This is a genomic window from Pradoshia sp. Z5_111, assembly GCF_058267535.1.
The window spans coordinates 877,323-893,346 of sequence record NZ_JBZCPQ010000001.1; the positions used below are offsets into that span (position 1 = coordinate 877,323).

General features: G+C 36.0%; 16 protein-coding genes. All 16 read right to left on the minus strand.

Translation table 11 applies throughout. The annotated features are described in order from the left end of the window. Positions 1 to 109: 109 nt before the first annotated feature. Positions 110 to 2,671: a type I pullulanase gene (pulA, locus tag AC4D4A_RS04290; protein ID WP_490994722.1), complete on the minus strand. Its 2,562-nt coding sequence runs from the start codon at positions 2,669 to 2,671 to the stop codon at positions 110 to 112. A gap of 702 nt (positions 2,672 to 3,373) precedes the next feature. Then, complete coding sequence (locus AC4D4A_RS04295) at positions 3,374 to 4,402, minus strand: PTS sugar transporter subunit IIC (protein ID WP_490994723.1); 1,029 nt, start codon at positions 4,400 to 4,402, stop codon at positions 3,374 to 3,376. 509 nt (positions 4,403 to 4,911) lie between these two features. Next, positions 4,912 to 5,430, minus strand: coding sequence for a hypothetical protein (locus tag AC4D4A_RS04300; protein WP_490994724.1), 519 nt, complete (start codon positions 5,428 to 5,430; stop codon positions 4,912 to 4,914). Between the two features lie 125 nt (positions 5,431 to 5,555). Beyond that, positions 5,556 to 6,116 (minus strand): PepSY domain-containing protein, encoded by a 561-nt coding sequence (locus tag AC4D4A_RS04305; protein ID WP_490994725.1) that lies wholly within the window; start codon positions 6,114 to 6,116, stop codon positions 5,556 to 5,558. A 626-nt stretch (positions 6,117 to 6,742) separates the two neighbouring features. Next, positions 6,743 to 7,396: a TetR/AcrR family transcriptional regulator gene (locus AC4D4A_RS04310; RefSeq protein ID WP_139892750.1), complete on the minus strand. Its 654-nt coding sequence runs from the start codon at positions 7,394 to 7,396 to the stop codon at positions 6,743 to 6,745. Positions 7,397 to 7,436: 40 nt separating this feature from the next. Then, positions 7,437 to 8,501 carry an ABC transporter permease gene (locus AC4D4A_RS04315; protein WP_490994726.1) on the minus strand — a complete coding sequence of 355 codons (1,065 nt, stop codon included), beginning with the start codon at positions 8,499 to 8,501 and terminating at the stop codon, positions 7,437 to 7,439. Continuing rightward, positions 8,498 to 9,229 carry an ABC transporter ATP-binding protein gene (locus AC4D4A_RS04320; RefSeq protein WP_490994727.1) on the minus strand — a complete coding sequence of 244 codons (732 nt, stop codon included), beginning with the start codon at positions 9,227 to 9,229 and terminating at the stop codon, positions 8,498 to 8,500. The genes AC4D4A_RS04315 and AC4D4A_RS04320 overlap by 4 nt, the downstream gene beginning before the upstream one ends. Before the next feature lie 244 nt (positions 9,230 to 9,473). After that, a complete protein-coding gene (locus tag AC4D4A_RS04325) occupies positions 9,474 to 10,070 on the minus strand; it encodes a DUF6518 family protein (protein WP_490994728.1) in 597 nt (198 codons plus the stop codon). 156 nt (positions 10,071 to 10,226) lie between these two features. After that, positions 10,227 to 10,568, minus strand: a complete 342-nt coding sequence (locus tag AC4D4A_RS04330) for a DUF4181 domain-containing protein (protein ID WP_490994768.1) — start codon at positions 10,566 to 10,568, stop codon at positions 10,227 to 10,229. A gap of 192 nt (positions 10,569 to 10,760) precedes the next feature. Further along, positions 10,761 to 11,153, minus strand: coding sequence for a DUF3021 family protein (locus tag AC4D4A_RS04335; protein WP_490994729.1), 393 nt, complete (start codon positions 11,151 to 11,153; stop codon positions 10,761 to 10,763). 133 nt (positions 11,154 to 11,286) lie between these two features. Then, positions 11,287 to 11,484, minus strand: a complete 198-nt coding sequence (locus AC4D4A_RS04340) for a hypothetical protein (RefSeq protein ID WP_490994730.1) — start codon at positions 11,482 to 11,484, stop codon at positions 11,287 to 11,289. A 149-nt stretch (positions 11,485 to 11,633) separates the two neighbouring features. Next, positions 11,634 to 12,467: a hypothetical protein gene (locus tag AC4D4A_RS04345; RefSeq protein WP_490994731.1), complete on the minus strand. Its 834-nt coding sequence runs from the start codon at positions 12,465 to 12,467 to the stop codon at positions 11,634 to 11,636. 189 nt (positions 12,468 to 12,656) lie between these two features. Next, on the minus strand, positions 12,657 to 12,809 hold the full coding sequence (locus AC4D4A_RS04350; RefSeq protein WP_490994732.1) for a hypothetical protein: 153 nt from the start codon (positions 12,807 to 12,809) through the stop codon (positions 12,657 to 12,659). A gap of 566 nt (positions 12,810 to 13,375) precedes the next feature. Further along, positions 13,376 to 13,903, minus strand: a complete 528-nt coding sequence (locus tag AC4D4A_RS04355; RefSeq protein ID WP_490994733.1) for a hypothetical protein — start codon at positions 13,901 to 13,903, stop codon at positions 13,376 to 13,378. Positions 13,904 to 14,016: 113 nt separating this feature from the next. Further along, on the minus strand, positions 14,017 to 14,820 hold the full coding sequence (locus AC4D4A_RS04360; protein ID WP_490994734.1) for an ABC transporter ATP-binding protein: 804 nt from the start codon (positions 14,818 to 14,820) through the stop codon (positions 14,017 to 14,019). 1 nt (position 14,821) lies between these two features. Beyond that, the gene (locus tag AC4D4A_RS04365) at positions 14,822 to 15,853 is read right to left on the minus strand and encodes a FecCD family ABC transporter permease (protein ID WP_490994735.1); all 1,032 of its coding nucleotides are present in this window, start codon (positions 15,851 to 15,853) and stop codon (positions 14,822 to 14,824) included. Between the last annotated feature and the right edge of the window lie 171 nt (positions 15,854 to 16,024).

Sequence of the window (16,024 nt, forward strand, 5' to 3'; positions counted from 1 at the left end):
CCGGAGCATAGGATGGTTATTGAAGCCATAGCTAATTCGTTTTATAGAAAAGCCAAACAGCTCTGTAATTATAATGACAGAGCTGTTTTGGCCTAAGATAAATTATGCATCAGCGTTTCTTTTTATATCTATTTCCCTTTTCTTGAAGCACAACCGTACTTAATGCTGGAATAATTACCTTATCCCCTTTCAGTTTATATATGGGTTTCGAGGAAGCCTCATTCGCATTGACGAGTACATTCCATACAGCGTTTCCTGGAAGTACTACCTCTACATCTTTAGTGTTGGCATTATGTGCTACAAAATAGCTGCCCTTTTGCTTTCCTCTTGATGGTTCGGTTACTGTATAGGCAATCATATTTGCCGGTGCATTCAAAAAGCGAATACTTTCCTTTATTGTCCTGGCCTCCGTCATCCTGAATACAGGATGGTTTTTACGAAGCTCAATCAAACCCGACATATATTTCACTTCATTCACAAATTCCGCATTCCGTTTCCAATCTAATTGATTAATTTCATCCGGGGATTTATAGCTATTATGGTCTCCATACTTCGTTCGCATAAATTCCTGTCCGGCGTGAATAAATGGAATCCCCTGTGAGGTTAAAATTATAGACGAGGCTAGTTTATGCCTTTGTTTTTTCTCTTCGTAACTTGCATTGGGATTCGTCAATTCCAACTTGTCCCAAAGGGTGTGATTATCATGCGCTTCTACATAGGTGATGACCTGTTCTGGATCACGGTATGTTGCCTGGTTATCATCATAATCAAGACCGGCCATAATGCCTTTTTTGATACGATCTTCCATATTTAATTTTCCATTTACGAAACCATTATCCTGCTCTTCAAATACGCTGCCCTTCAGTCCGTCTCGAATGTCATCATTGAAATGAGCAATGCCGGGCATTTTTTCAGCATTTTTCTGATTTGCCTTTACGTCTGCTGCAAGCGGAGTATTTAAATCCCAGCCTTCTCCATGGATGATAAATGATGGGTCAATACGCTTCAAAGCCTTCCTTACTTCATTCATTGTCTCAACATCATGGATTCCCATTAAATCAAATCGAAATCCGTCCAGTTTATATTCCTTCGCCCAATAGGTTGAGGAGTCGACTATGAATTTACGCATCATTCTTCGCTCGGAGGCAGTATCATTGCCGACACCGGTACCATTTGCCAATGTACCATCCTCGTTGTAGCGGTAGTAATAACCAGGAACTAACTTTTGAAAGTTTGACTCTGCAGCATCATACATATGGTTGTAGACAACATCCATTACTACACGTAAGTCCTCCTCATGGAGCGTTTGAATCATTTGCTTCAATTCTTTTATTCTCACTTTAGGCTCATAGGGATTGGTAGAATAAGACCCTTCCGGTACATTGTAGTTTTGTGGGTCATACCCCCAGTTATACTGTGGCTCATCAAGCTTTGTTTCATCTACTGTTTTATAATCATAGATAGGCAAAAATTGAACATGAGTCACTCCCAATGATTGTATATGATCAAGACCGGTTGGAAGCCCATTTGGTCCCTTAGTATCTTTCTCAGTAACACCTAAATATTTCCCCTTTTGCTTAATTCCGCTTTCAGACTGGATGGACAAGTCGCGCACATGCAATTCATAAATAATTGAGCTCTCAGGACTCGCTAACTTGGGTTTCTTATGTTTATACCAGCCCTTCGGATTTGTTTTCGATAAATCAATCACGGCTCCTTTTTGGCCATTGACTGATGCTGCCCTTACATATGGATCTACAGCCTCTGTCCACTTTCCACCTATATTCACTTTATATGTGTAAAAGAGACCATCCTGATTTCCTTTTAATTTAGCCGTCCAAGTCCCCTTCTTATCCGACTTCATCGTTATTTCCTTGCCCTTAGGATCATTCCAATTTTCATAAAGAACGAGCTTTGCCTCTTGAGCTGTTGGAGCCCATAAACGGAAGTTGGTCGAAAAACGTGAGTAGGTGTTCCCAAGATCATTACCACTATAGTAATACTGGCGATCAAACTCCTCAGTTCTCACCACTTCTCCTATCTCTACAGCCCGCTCTCCATAGCCCTCAATTTTTATGGCATAGCTGCCACGTACATCAAGTTTCTTGTTTGTTTTTATCTTAAACTTATTTGTTACTGAGTTATTCCCATCCTCAGGGACAATTGCTTGAATTGGTACATTTTCAAGCTCAATCGCTGTCTCATTTATATCAAGTGGCTTATTTGTCGTTACAGTAATTTCTGTAAAGCTATCCATCGCTGCCTTTTTGATGCTTGGCTCGCTGTTTGGTTCTGAATAGTACACTTCATCATCTCCTGAAATAACCCATACCTCCGACTTTCCATCCCTTATTCCTTCAATCCAACGGTCGCCGCCATCTTTTTCCCATGAATCAGTACGAATAATAAAGCCAACCCGCTCATGAAGTCCCTCCAGTGTAAATCTCGCAACCTTTCCAAATGCATCTTCTTCCTCAAACTGTTCGACATGGCCTTCTCCATTTTCAGGCCATACCCATAAATTCCAATCCTTCGCATCATCATTCCCCTGATAATGGATGACAATCTCCGTGTTCCTATCTTCTGCTTTTGCACTTAGCTGAGGGAGCATTGTCAATAACAAGCAAAATGTGCCTAGCAACGCGATAATTTTCTTCTTTCTCACAGACATCTTCCACTCCTCCTTCATTCTTCTCTTAGCAAGGCAAACGATTGCATAAACTCATATATGTAATCGTTTTCACAATTACACCCTTCATTCTAGTAAACTAACTATCTGAAGAACAGTTTACGTTTTCCTATTTTTAGAAGAATATGATTCGGAAATACGGACTTTATGCCTATGCCTTTCTATAAATTAAACGAAAGAAGATGAGCAGCAGTTAAATCATTTACCCTTACAATTGAATACCTTCCCTTTGGCAGAAGGAAAGTTGCTCATCAACAATCAAATGTCATTAACTATATGTTTCTGCTACTATTTTGCTGAATTCCCTTAAATAATCGAGATAATTTTCTCCCCAATAATAATCTGATTATTGATTATGAAGTCATAAACCACCCAAAAGAATAATCGTGATATATTCTAATCATATTCTTAAACTCATGGCCCACCTGAATCATTCTTTGGACTTAAGTAAACTAAAGTACTTTATATTTTAAATCAACAAGCAACTAAGCTATCATTCTGTACACAAAGAAAGATGGTCTCTGCATCATACAGAAACCATCTACTCACCACGTAAAATTTTTATATCTCTCATCATTGTTTAGGTTCATTTTTAACATATTCTATCAAAATAGATTCTCTTCTTCTTATGATTTACCTAAACCCCTATTTGAGTCAATATTTCAAAAGAGACAAAGCAGACAACTATTGAACTTCAAGATGAAGATCACCTGCTTTAACCTTTCCAGCCATTTTTAGGAGACGGTGAATCGCAAGGGCAATCATAACAGGAAGCACCATACCAATCCCAACATAGATAAGGAATATGCCCATCCCTTGATTAGCTAAGATGTTTATCGGTGCAATCAACGAGCTTAGCCCCATCCCGCCTAGTTCATACGGTACTTTAAAATCAAAGACCATCGTAGCAATTGGCGCAGCAATTGCGGCAGCTGTAAACGCAGGTATAATGTAGATTGGGTTTTTTATCAAATTTGGAAACTGTACCTTTGGTGTCACGATTGATTGGGCAAGGAAGCCACCTAAATCATTATCTTTATAGCTCATTGCTGTAAAGGCTACAAATTGTACTGTACAGCCAATCAAGGCTGCTGCACTTGATACTGGATCCAACTGCAGAGCAATCGCTAGTGCAGCTGATGAAGCTGGGGTCATTAATAAAAGGCTAAATATTAAGGAAAGGACAATTGATCCAATTAAAGGAGAGCCTTCTACAGAGGCGGTAATTTGTGCGCTTATCCTTGTTAATAATGGTGTTGTCACCGCTGCTAATCCAACTCCTGAAATCCCGCCAATAAAAATAGATGTGATTGGAATTGCCATAATATCCAATTTGGTTTTACCAACCATCCTCTTGCCTATATATGTAGCGATGAGTGCAGCCAATACAGCCGATATGGGTTGTCCAGTAACGATCGTAAAAGCACCTTCTGCTGTTTTTTGAATAGCTGCTCCACCAACAGAGGCACATGCCATTGCACTAAATTGTACTAATGAGTTACCTCCAAGCTGATAGGCAATCCCTGCACCAAGAGCAGGCGCAAGCAAAACCTTTGCCGCTCCTCCAATAGTAAGGAACATTTGCCAATCAAAATAACCCCCAATTGATTCAAATAATAGACCGATTCCTAATGTTACTAAAACGGCATTTGCGATTCCCGTAGATGCCTTATACATTCGATCAATCATATATTCTTTTCTCTTCATCTCCATCGCCCCTTAGTAGTTAATTAAATATTCTGAAAAATAAAGGTGTTATGTTTTCTTTTTTCCGCATCCTTCCTTTATTGGAGATATTAGTATTTAGATATATTAACACAACTAAAATATAAACAGCAAAATATTTTGAATATTTAATATAAAAAAGTAAATTTGTACTTCGAAATAACTCCATAAACTTCTTATCATCCTTATTTCTCACTTATCTTATACTTTCACCCTACAGTAATAGTTAGTTTCCGGCATTTTCCTTTTTTAATTCTCAACTTTCCACAGCCAATAATTCTATTTTTAAATATAATCTAACATACACATTTTGATTTACGAATACTTATTAATAATTTTAGTCGTAAAGTAACATATAAACAGACGAATACACAAAACTTGTTCTACCTCATAACCAGTGCGAAGTATCTTTAATGATTTTGAGTATTAGGTGCTGCGTCTAATTTTTTTGGTCAAAAAAAAGGATTTCCGCACTTTTACGGAAATCCTCGCTCTTCTTATAATGATAATGTTAACTTGATTGTCCCATCATTCATCTCATACGATTTAATTTTACCAACAGATATCTTTTTCACGATATCCCAGGAATTAAAATCCATTTTAACCGTCTGATTTGTAGAATCTGAAAATGGCGGACTGTTAAAAATTTTAATTTCATCTATCTTCATATCAATCGGCTTCAAACTCTCAATTTCAAAAATAATCACTCTTTTTTCCATATGAATAGGTTTTAGACTTACTATATATGAACTATTTGTATCTGTTGTACCGCGAATAATCAGATGGCCTGTTGTTATTTCTACTTTTATATCTTTTTGGCCAGATTGCCTTTTTATGAGTTGTTCTAGCATTACTGGCTTCATAGGAACGGTCACTCCATTTTTACTTATTTCGTTAAATTTCTGTTTAAATTTATCCAGCACTGTTGCAACACTCCTAAAGTATTTAGTTTCCGGTTTAATTAACTCCAATTTTTCTTCCACTTGTTTCTTTGTAATATAACTTGATCGTAACATGGGTAGAATGAAATTCCCTACTAATGTGTCCTCTACTCATTCATAAAAAAGCACGATTCTTTCTTTGATTATGAAAGAAAGAATCGTGCTTTTCTTTTTATCGAATCATACAGGATTTTCCCTGATTAGTCCTCTATATCCTGATTGACTTCAATGATTTTTCCTGTATATGCATCTACCTCAATATCATATTCTACGTTTCCGTCTTTGAATTCTAATTCATATGTCTTAGTTTGGTCATCATCATCGCTGTCTAATTCAACATTTGTTACAGTGCCTTTAGCGACAGTTGAGGCAATTTTAATGGCTTCTGCTTTAGTGATGATTGCTTTTTGTGTAGTAGCTGGCTGAGATGAATCTGCCTTTACATCATCTTCGTCATCGTCGTCTTGCTCTTTAGATGCTAATTGATTGTTTTGTACTGGTTTCGTGTTGGCTGAATTTTCTTTTTCAGCTAGTTCGCTCTCCGTAATGGTTGCTTTACCAGTCTTTGCATCAACATCAATATTTACTTCTTTACTATTGCTTTGGATTTCAAATTCGTAATGCGGGCGCTGATCATCTTGATCAAAATCAACCTCTGTAATTGTTCCGTTGAATTTCTCTAATGCAATTTCCTTCGCTTCTTTTTCTGTGATCAGTTTTGTGCTTTCTGTAGTCTGAGTCGCAGCAGATCCGCTTGTCATTTTCAAATCACGTCCTATAGTTAAAGGTTAAGATTATACTTATCGTATTATTAGAAATATGTAATCAGCAAGTAGAAAATAATTCTTTATAATTAATGCTGCTATTGGCTTACTTAAAGAGCTTCTATTCATTCCATTCGGTAATAAGAAATGACCGTCATCTAACGACCTTTTGGTTACAAAACAATCTCTTTTTCACCATAGAATCTGGTAGGTTTAATCTGTACACATAATTTAAAACCATCCTTAATAATGAAGAAACTTGTCCACACAATAGCGTTTTAAATTTAATCGTTCTAATTCTTTATCAGTCTCTCTTCATTTAGAAACTGATAACAAGCTCTATGCATACTCTATTATTTTGGCTGTTTTCGTAAGGATAGTTGCTAATATCATAAAAAGTGACAGCTTTTTTGCTGTCTCCGTTGTTCAATTGCCCCCGTTTGTTTAAGTACAGACATTCAAAATGCTTATAATGTGAATTCGCATAATTCCATAATTTTTCTGTATAAAAAGAAAGGCAGCTAAAATATAGCTACCTTTAAATGAAAAGAGAGGGTTTTATTTAAATCTATTGGAATCTATTGGAATCTATTGTTATCTATAATCTTCAAAGAAAAATGCCTCTATTGAGGAGATTGTCCAAGACCATTCAGAATAAAAAATATGGCTTCCTCAATTTCATTTTCGCTAACCGAATGTTTATTTAGCAATGCAAAATTAGAAATAAATAATCCACCTATTACAGTGCCTAGCATTTTTAAAATTATTTCATTCGGTATATCTCTAATTTCGCCCCGTTGTTTAAACGCTTCAATCACTTTTATTAAGTGATTGGATCCAACTTCTAAAACAAAGGGAAGGAATTCGTTTCTAAGTTCCTCTTTATAAAATATTTCCTTAATGAACACCTGAAATATTTCTCTATTTTCCGCAAGAAAAGCACTACGATTTGTTAAAAGAACTCTTAAGAATTCCTCAAAAGAACGCTTATCATTCATTAATTCCCCAATGAGTTCATCTGCCATCGTAGGAAAAAAATCTTTTAGAAAAGGAACCATTATAGATAACAATAAATTTTCCTTTGTTCCATAATGTTTGAAAATTGTTCCTTCTGCTACGCCTGCTTTTTTAGCTATTTCAGATGTTGATGTATTTGAATATCCTTTTTCCGCAAAAGAAGTGATAGCAACCTCAATAATTTTCTTTTGCTTAACCGTTTGTTTATTGGATTTTTCAAGTATTTTAGCCATTTCATCCAGTAGATTATTATTAACCATTTAAATCACCATCTTTGCGTAAAGCTGTATCGCTTCCGTATTATAGCTTACGATACTTTTTCAAAGCAAACAAATTTAAAACGATAAATACTGCTGCAAAAGCCAATAGAATATATAAATTACTACTAATTTCAGATAAACTTAATCCCTCGTACATTACTCCTTTTAATGCATCTGCTGCATAATACAACGGCATAAAGTTTGCAAATACTTGTAGCCAATCCGCCATTCCCTCAATAGAGAAAATACCTGAGAAGAATATTTGTGGCACAATAATAATTGGTATGAACTGAATCATCTGGAACTCGGAACTTGCGAAAGAAGATAATAATATTCCGAGTGACAAGGCTACAAGGGCGATGATGACATTGATTAACATAACAGTCCAAATGGAACCAACTAAAACCATATCCAATACATTTATCGCAAACAAAACGATTATAACTGTCTGTATCAAAGCCAGTAAACCATAGCCAACAAGGTATCCTGCGACAATCTCTCCTCTTTTAATAGGGGTTGCTAATAGTCTTTCCAACGTGCCAGTTGTTCTTTCGTTTAATAAGCCTATGCCAGAGATTAAGAAGACGAAGAAGAAGACAAAGAACCCGACTAAAATAGGACTAAAGGTATCAAAAAGCTCTGTTTCACTGGTGCCATAAACATAATTTGTGTTCAAGGAATCTTGTGAGAGCAATTCACTCTGTATTGCGTTAGTCCCCATCAATTTCAATTGCTTTGCTTGAGTATCAATTTGCTTTACTTTCATTTCTAAACTTTTCGCTATTGTCGGATCATCATTCAGTAAAGTTAAGGTTGTTTGATCGCCTTCCACTTGTAAAAAACCATCTAAATCTTTATCAAGTATCATATCCTTAACATTGGAAACTTTGTTATATTCTTTTACTACAATATCTGCATCTTCTAATTTTTCGATAATTTGCTGATTCCCATTAGCAACTCCTAAAACAGGATCAACGGTATTTCCATTAAAGACTAGGTTCATTAGTGTTAATACTAATAATGGAGCAACAAAGAGAAGAGCCAATGTACGCTTATCTCTAAGTATTTGCAATAAAATCCTCTTAATAAGTGCTACTGTTCTCATTGTACCTTCCTCCCAGCACCCAAAAATACCTCATCTAAACTATTGACATTATATTGTTCTTTCAATTGGCGAGGTGTGCCAGATGCTATGAATGAACCATCTCTAACCATTGCGATATAATCACATTTTTCGGCTTCATCCATTACGTGAGTCGTTACAATAATCGTTTTGCCTTCCTCGTTTTTCAATCTTAAGAGCTCATTCCAAATACTTAATCTTAATTCAGGGTCTATTCCCACAGTAGGTTCGTCTAATATCAAAACTTGGGGATTTTGAATTAAAGCAATTGCAAGAGATAATCGACGTTTCATACCTCCTGAATACGCTGACACTCTTTTATTAAGGTCTGCGGTCAAGTTAACTAATTGTGCGGCATAAGCAATCCGTTTCTGTTTTTCAGTTTTGTCTAACTTAAAGAGCGATGCGAAAAACATAAGATTTTCTTTACCAGTTAGTGCTTCATATAAGGCATCTGATTGTGCCATATAGCCAATTCTTTGCAAGATGTTTAAATTAGGCATTTTTTCACCTAATAAATGGACGGAACCTTCATCAGGAAAATCCATTCCAACAATCAACTTTATCAAGGTTGTTTTTCCTGCTCCTGAAGGCCCTATAAAACCATAGATACTACCTTGTTTAATATCTAAGTTGATATCTTTTAATACCACTTTTTTGCCGAAACTTTTCGTGACTGCTTGTACTTGAATAGTATTAGTTTCGTTCATTATGTATCCTCCTTTCAAAAGTGAGTGTTTACTCACTTAGGTTGATTATAATTCCAAGACAGCTAATTTTCAATATAAAAAAGTGAGTAATTACTCACTTTTTTAGGCTAATATATTATATTCTTATTCAGCTAACCTGGCCTCTTTAGCTGCATAAAAAAAGAGCATTAATTTTCCTTAGATCAATGCCCCCGTTTGTTTAATTATATTTTTCCACACTTTTTAAAATGTAAAAAATATCACACTAATATAATGAACTTATACTAATAATAATCGAAATAATAATGGATAATCCAATTGATACAACAATTTGCTTCTGATTCTTATAAAAGACTAAACACAAAAAAACATACATTATTAACTCTTCATAATGAGTTAAATCTATATAGAACAAACCGATGCTTAAAGAAAGACTTAACAATAATCCCATAGGCAAAGCAGGTAAGATCATAGCGAGCCGTTCATTATTCTTAGCTTTCCAAACAACCACTGCAAGTAAAGGAGAAACTAGAGCAATACCGCCCCAGAGTATAAAATAACCAGTTGGGAAAAACCCAAATAAAAAAGCCGAAAATGCATAATAACTTATTAACATTCCTATAAAGAATACGAATGTATTAATAGCTGCCCTTCTCAATGTTTTACTGTATGCAGCTACCAATGTAGCAATCAATACCCAAATACCTAACCTTGTAAATAAGTTCCCCAAAAAATGAAGGAAATTAGTTAACCAACTCCCATCAACTGCAACAGTATCTAAGTATTTCGATACTATACCCAAGATTATTCCTAAAACAAAACATAAAATAAAGTCTGGACTTTTATCTTTCACCTTAACCACTTCTTTTTTACTCCCATATCTAAGTTTATGTAATTTTATCATATGGGTAATAAGCAAAAAAACAATAAATTCTATTATGTTATGTCACGAACCTACCCCTTTAGTAGCATAGAAAAGACCGTCAATTTGACTGCCTTGATTTTCTTCTAATGTTCCTTAACTGTAAAAGGGAACAGCTAACAAACATATGCTAATAATTATCGTCGAGCTTATAAGTGTTGAAATATATTGTTTCGATTCCTTTAAATACTTCCACTCCAATATAACTTGAAACGCCGTTAGTGAAGTAATGAATAGAATCAACGAAATATTTATTACTGTTTCCGAATATTGCGTAACAATCGGTAAGGAACATAAAAAGATAACTATTATGATCGTCATTCCCCAACGGTCTATGCTTTTACCAGGTGTTTCAGATATTTTTTTCCTTTTTACACCCAGAAATTTCTCTACTCTATTTTCCACTAAAAAAAACACTAATAATAAAAGAATACCCATCAATATCCTCACTATTAACCCTCTCCATTTAATTTTACGAGTCACAGCTTCCAATTCTATAACCTTATAATTCGGTATGAATGATAGTTACTCCTTCTTCCGCTAACCTGCCACGTTACTTCCATAAGAGTTTCAACACAAAAGGGATTAATTCTTCCTAGATCAATGCCCACCGTCAGTCGTATACCTCAATCATATTGATGTGCTATTATTAGAATTTTTACGTGAAATAAAATACGAAATAAAATATGTAGTCAAAAATAAGATAATCCCCACTTTATTAAATTGGAGATACACATCAAATACATCTTTAAATGCATCTAACGGATAAAAACCACTTAATAGCAACGTTGGAAAAACAGTAATCAGCATCGCCATATAATGAGCAAAAATTTGCTTTAAAAAACTCCATTGTTCAATTTGATATATGACGCTTGTCAACCCAAGGAAAAAGGCTATAAGGCCATAAAAAAAATAAACACTCGAATCATCTGATTGCCCTTGCAACTTATACGACAGTGAAATTATTAGTAAGATACCAAATGAGATAGACCCTCTATATAATCCCTTTAAAAGCAACTGCAACATAAAATCCCCTTTCTTGGTATTTCCTGTTATTAATTATATACGATGGATACTAGTTTGAAGTTTCAGAAAATTCCCTATTCCGCTAACCTGCCCCGTTTGTCTAATAAAGACTAGAACATACTGATATCTTTTAACTGTTTATTTTCTTTTTGGCATCCACATACCCAACTATTCCAACTATTGTGATTAAAATCAAAACAAACATATCTGTAGTCATTATGCCTTTCGTTACCAATGACAGTTCATCGTAAGTTCTAATCAAGAGACCAATTGGCGGGAAAATAAGAAGCGACAAAAAGAACTTTTTCCTGACTTCTAAATCTTGCATAATAATCCCCCTTAAAGCATTACTTTCCTTCTTCCGCTAACTGCACCTTTTCTACAATAAGAAATTCAACACAAAAAGGCATTAATCCTTCTTGAATGAATGCCCTTGATAGTTTATGTACAACTTTTCACACTATGGATATATTCCTTTTAAAGAGCTATATTTAATATTTCTTCAATCCATTCCTCTTTTTCCTCTATGCCAAGAACAATGCATAAACTTTTATGGACCTTTTTAAACTCTGGGATTATTTTATTTACTACAGTCATTATCTCATTTGGATCACGACTACTGTGCCATTGTTCAAGTAATCCGAGTTGTAAATCAGATAATTCACTTCGGCTACCTTCTAGTTTTGCCCAGTCTCCAAATGCGTTAGGCTGAATACCAGCAGCCATATACCAACCAGTAACCATTGATAGTCTTAAACGATCAAGACAATTCAGAGCATAATAAAGTTCTTTTCTCATAGCTCTTCGATATGCTTCGTGTACATAAGCAAAGAATTTCGTCCTCCAAATTTCAAACTCCTGGAAATTAGGGCTATACGACAAATCCATTGATTCTTCTAATACAGTTCTTAATATCCCATTTGTGTCTCGAACAATTTTAATGTTTTGTAACCATACTGATGGTTGAACCTCCTTAATCCTATAATAAAAAGTGTCTACTTTTATGAACTTATCATAATGAGCAACACTGTGAGTTGCCCAAGGCAAATCCTCAAAAAATAAAACCTTTCCCCAATTTCGGGCTCTTTGCTTTTTGTTTAATCTATATACTTCATATACCTCATCCTTGACAACAATTCTAAGGTCAATATCAGAATATAAATCTGTATTTTGATCACCTATTGAACCTCCATAAAATACACCCAATATGTTCTCATCTTTTACCAAATCTTCTTCAATTGCTTTAATTATGTTTTGACGATACTTTGGAAGATTTAAATCTCTTTTTTGATAATTAGTGTTTAATCCCACACACTATAAACCAACTCCTTATTTGAATGATGGTGTTAGAAACTTATTCGTTAAAAAGCATATAAATCCTTCTTCCGCTAACCTTGCCCCTTTAGCTGCTTAACAAAAAAAGAGCTGATTACAGCCCTTGATATTGGAGTAATACCTTTACTTTGGTAAATATTAGCAAACCAACGCAATACTTCATACTTATCTTCCACCTATCCAATAAAGAACTCCTCCAGTTATAAAAACAAGTGGAAACGTGATAATAAATACACCTATCGCAGCAAATCCGCTTCCCTCATATATTCCGTATAACCTACCTATTAACCAGGAAAACACAGGTGCAAATATCAGCATTGTTGTGATCCCCAAACTCTATATGTATTATCTCTCGTTGTGTTAATACTTCTCCAAACTCCTATCAATATCCCTACTATTATAATAATCGCTGCATATAGTTCATACACCTTACTCCACCCCTTTAGGACTCACTGGGATATTTAGTTCTACTTCCAACCAAACAATTCCTTCTTCCTCTAACCTGTCCCGTTTCTACAATAAGAAGTTCAATATAAATGAGAATTAATCCTAGATGATCAATATTATAACGGGTATTGCGGTACTTCCAATGTGATGTATTTTTACATTAAATCACCAAACATATTTATAAATCTCTCACTCTCTTCATCAAACCTCAAGAGCCACTCTTTTGTGAAGATACCTCAACTTTTCGCAGTATATTCACCTTGTATGAAACTGTATTATATTCAAATTTAAATATATAGTTCAGTTAATCTTTATTCAACTAACCGTTCCCTTTAGTTAAAGAAGCTGTCTTTATTTTGATGACCCCACTTCATTTTTTATTCTAGAGTAGCATTCTATTCGAAAACAGCCATTATTTTAGATGTAAGCTTAAACATTCATTTCTTTTTCACACCATATGATTTACTCTCAAAAGGAATCTCTTGTATGCCGTTCATCTGATTTACATAAACAGCCATCACAAAACAAACATTCGCAAGTAATCCTAGAAAATCAAATAAAATATCTGGCACTTTTCGTTCTTCACTAACTTTATGCAGGGCACGGTAGGACTTCTTGGCCTCACTGCGGACAACATGAAGTGCGCATGCGGCGTTGGTTCCTTGCGGTAATACGAATTGTTTTATCTTTTCCCCTGTTTTCTCAACATAAAAATCATATCTTTCACTCAGCCACTGTAAATCTGCTTCAATTATAGCCAATTTTCCGCGCACAGAACCGTTCACATGATAGCATAGCGGTTGAACCATCTGAAGGTCATCAATAACTGCTTGCTCTTTCTCAGTCAATAATGGGAAAACAGCTCCAATCCTTGTCGTTAAACTATCAGTGCGAATCTCATAATCAACTAAACAGCTTTTTTCTCTCATGAATGGATAACTGGAGTAACGCCAGTCTTTTTTCAAGGTTCATTCCCCCTTATTTAAAACATAGGTTTAATTATGAAATAATGGTACCTCTGTGGCGCCTTCACCTAGTACGCCATCGTGCAAGTATGTATAGTAATATAACGAAATCCTTACTCTTCATGCCTACCTTTTACATCAATTGAATAAGGAATCATCTGCCTTTTCCCAAAATAGGAATCATTGTACGTATACGTATGAGTTTTAAAAACACGGATCAAGTTATGATCCGTAATGACTTGTTCCGGTTCCCCTGCTGCAATGAGTTCTCCATTTCCAATAAGCATGAGTCGATCACAATAGCGAGTGGCTAAATTAATATCATGGATGGCCGCGAAGACAGCCTTTCCCTCTTTTACAAGCTCCCGGATGACCTCGGCAATTTGGACCTGATGATAAATATCCAGATCTGAAGTTGGCTCATCCAACAAAATAACCTCAGAATTCTGAGTGATGGCTTTAGCTAAGAAAACAAGCTGACGCTCTCCTCCTGATAGGGATGTGATATAACGGTCTCTTAAATGATAAATTCCTGTTTGTTTCATCGCTTTCTCTGCCAGTTTATTATCACCTTTTTGTGAGAATTGCCATTTCTTCCGATGCGGATGCCTTCCCATAAGTACTACCTGACTCACCGTAAATTCATAGTCAAGGACCGTGCTTTGTGGCATATAGGTGATTGCTTTGGCCACTTCAAGAGTAGTCATCTCAGTGAGAGCTTGATTCTTGAAGTCTATTGAACCTGCAGTTGGCTTTAGCAACCCTGCCATTAAGCGCAGCAAAGTAGATTTTCCGGTACCATTCGGACCAATCAAGCAAGTGAACTGGTTATTTTCCAAAGAGATATCCATTGCTTTTAAAATCACCTGCTTCCCACGATTAAAGCTGAGTTTCTCCACATTCAAAACAGCTGCCATCTCATAGTTCCCCCTTCTTTTTATTCTTCAAAATTAAATAAAGGAAAAACGGAGCGCCGAAAAAAGCAGTAATAATACCGATTTGAATCTCTGCAGGTCTGATGGCCAAACGTGAGATTAAGTCAGCAAGGATCAGGAAACTGGCTCCCCCTAGGGCACTGGCCAGTAGTAAATTTCGATGCGATGGCCCAATGATCATACGGGTCATATGAGGGACAATCAGACCAACAAAACCGATGGCTCCCGTTAATGAGACACTCATTCCAGTCACTAAAGAAGCAGTAATTAATAGTAGATTACGGGTGCGTTGAACGGAAATCCCCATATTTTGTGCCTGTTCTTCACCCAGCAAAAAGATATCTAAGTCGTTTGCATGGTATAAAAAGACACAAATCGAAAATAAAACTGGAACAATCAATATTTGCACGTGACTCCAATCACGCCCGTTTAAGTTCCCCATCATCCATTGGACAATCTGCTGCATCACTCCTGCATTAGAAAAAGAAATTAGCAGAGAGCTACAGGCTGATAAAAAAGAACTAATCGCAATACCCGTCAGCAGCAATGTCAGCACAGAAGTCTTTCCTTGATTGGACGCAATCATATAAATAACAAACAAAGTCAAGGCAGCCATGATAAAGCCCATTAATGGGACGAAAAGAGAATGGATTGCTGCCAAACCAAAATAGATGGCCAGCACTCCTCCGAATGCTCCACCTGATGAAACACCAATTATACCGGGATCAGCCATCGGGTTGCGAAACACACCTTGCATCACAACTCCCGATATTGACAAGGCTGCCCCAACTAATCCAGCCACAGCAACCCGCCCCAGGCGAATCTGCACAAGGATTGTTTCATACATCGGGTTATATTCAAACTCTATAAACGGAAGCAGTGAGAGTAATACTTTCACAGTTTCCGTAAATGGAACGATGACCCCGCCATACATTGTTGCCAATAGCAACGATGCGAGCAGGGAACAAATCAGGATTATGAAAATAAGTACCTGTTTAGACTGTTTAAAAGCCATATTATTCTCCATAAAGAACTTTATAAATATCTTCTGCTCCCTCAATCACAAAATGGGATGCCGTTGTTAAATTTGCACTGTCTATTACATGCACTTCATTATTCTTAAAGGCCTTCACATTTTTAAGAGCCGGATCCTTTTTCCATTCCTCGACGAATGTTGCTTTTGAGC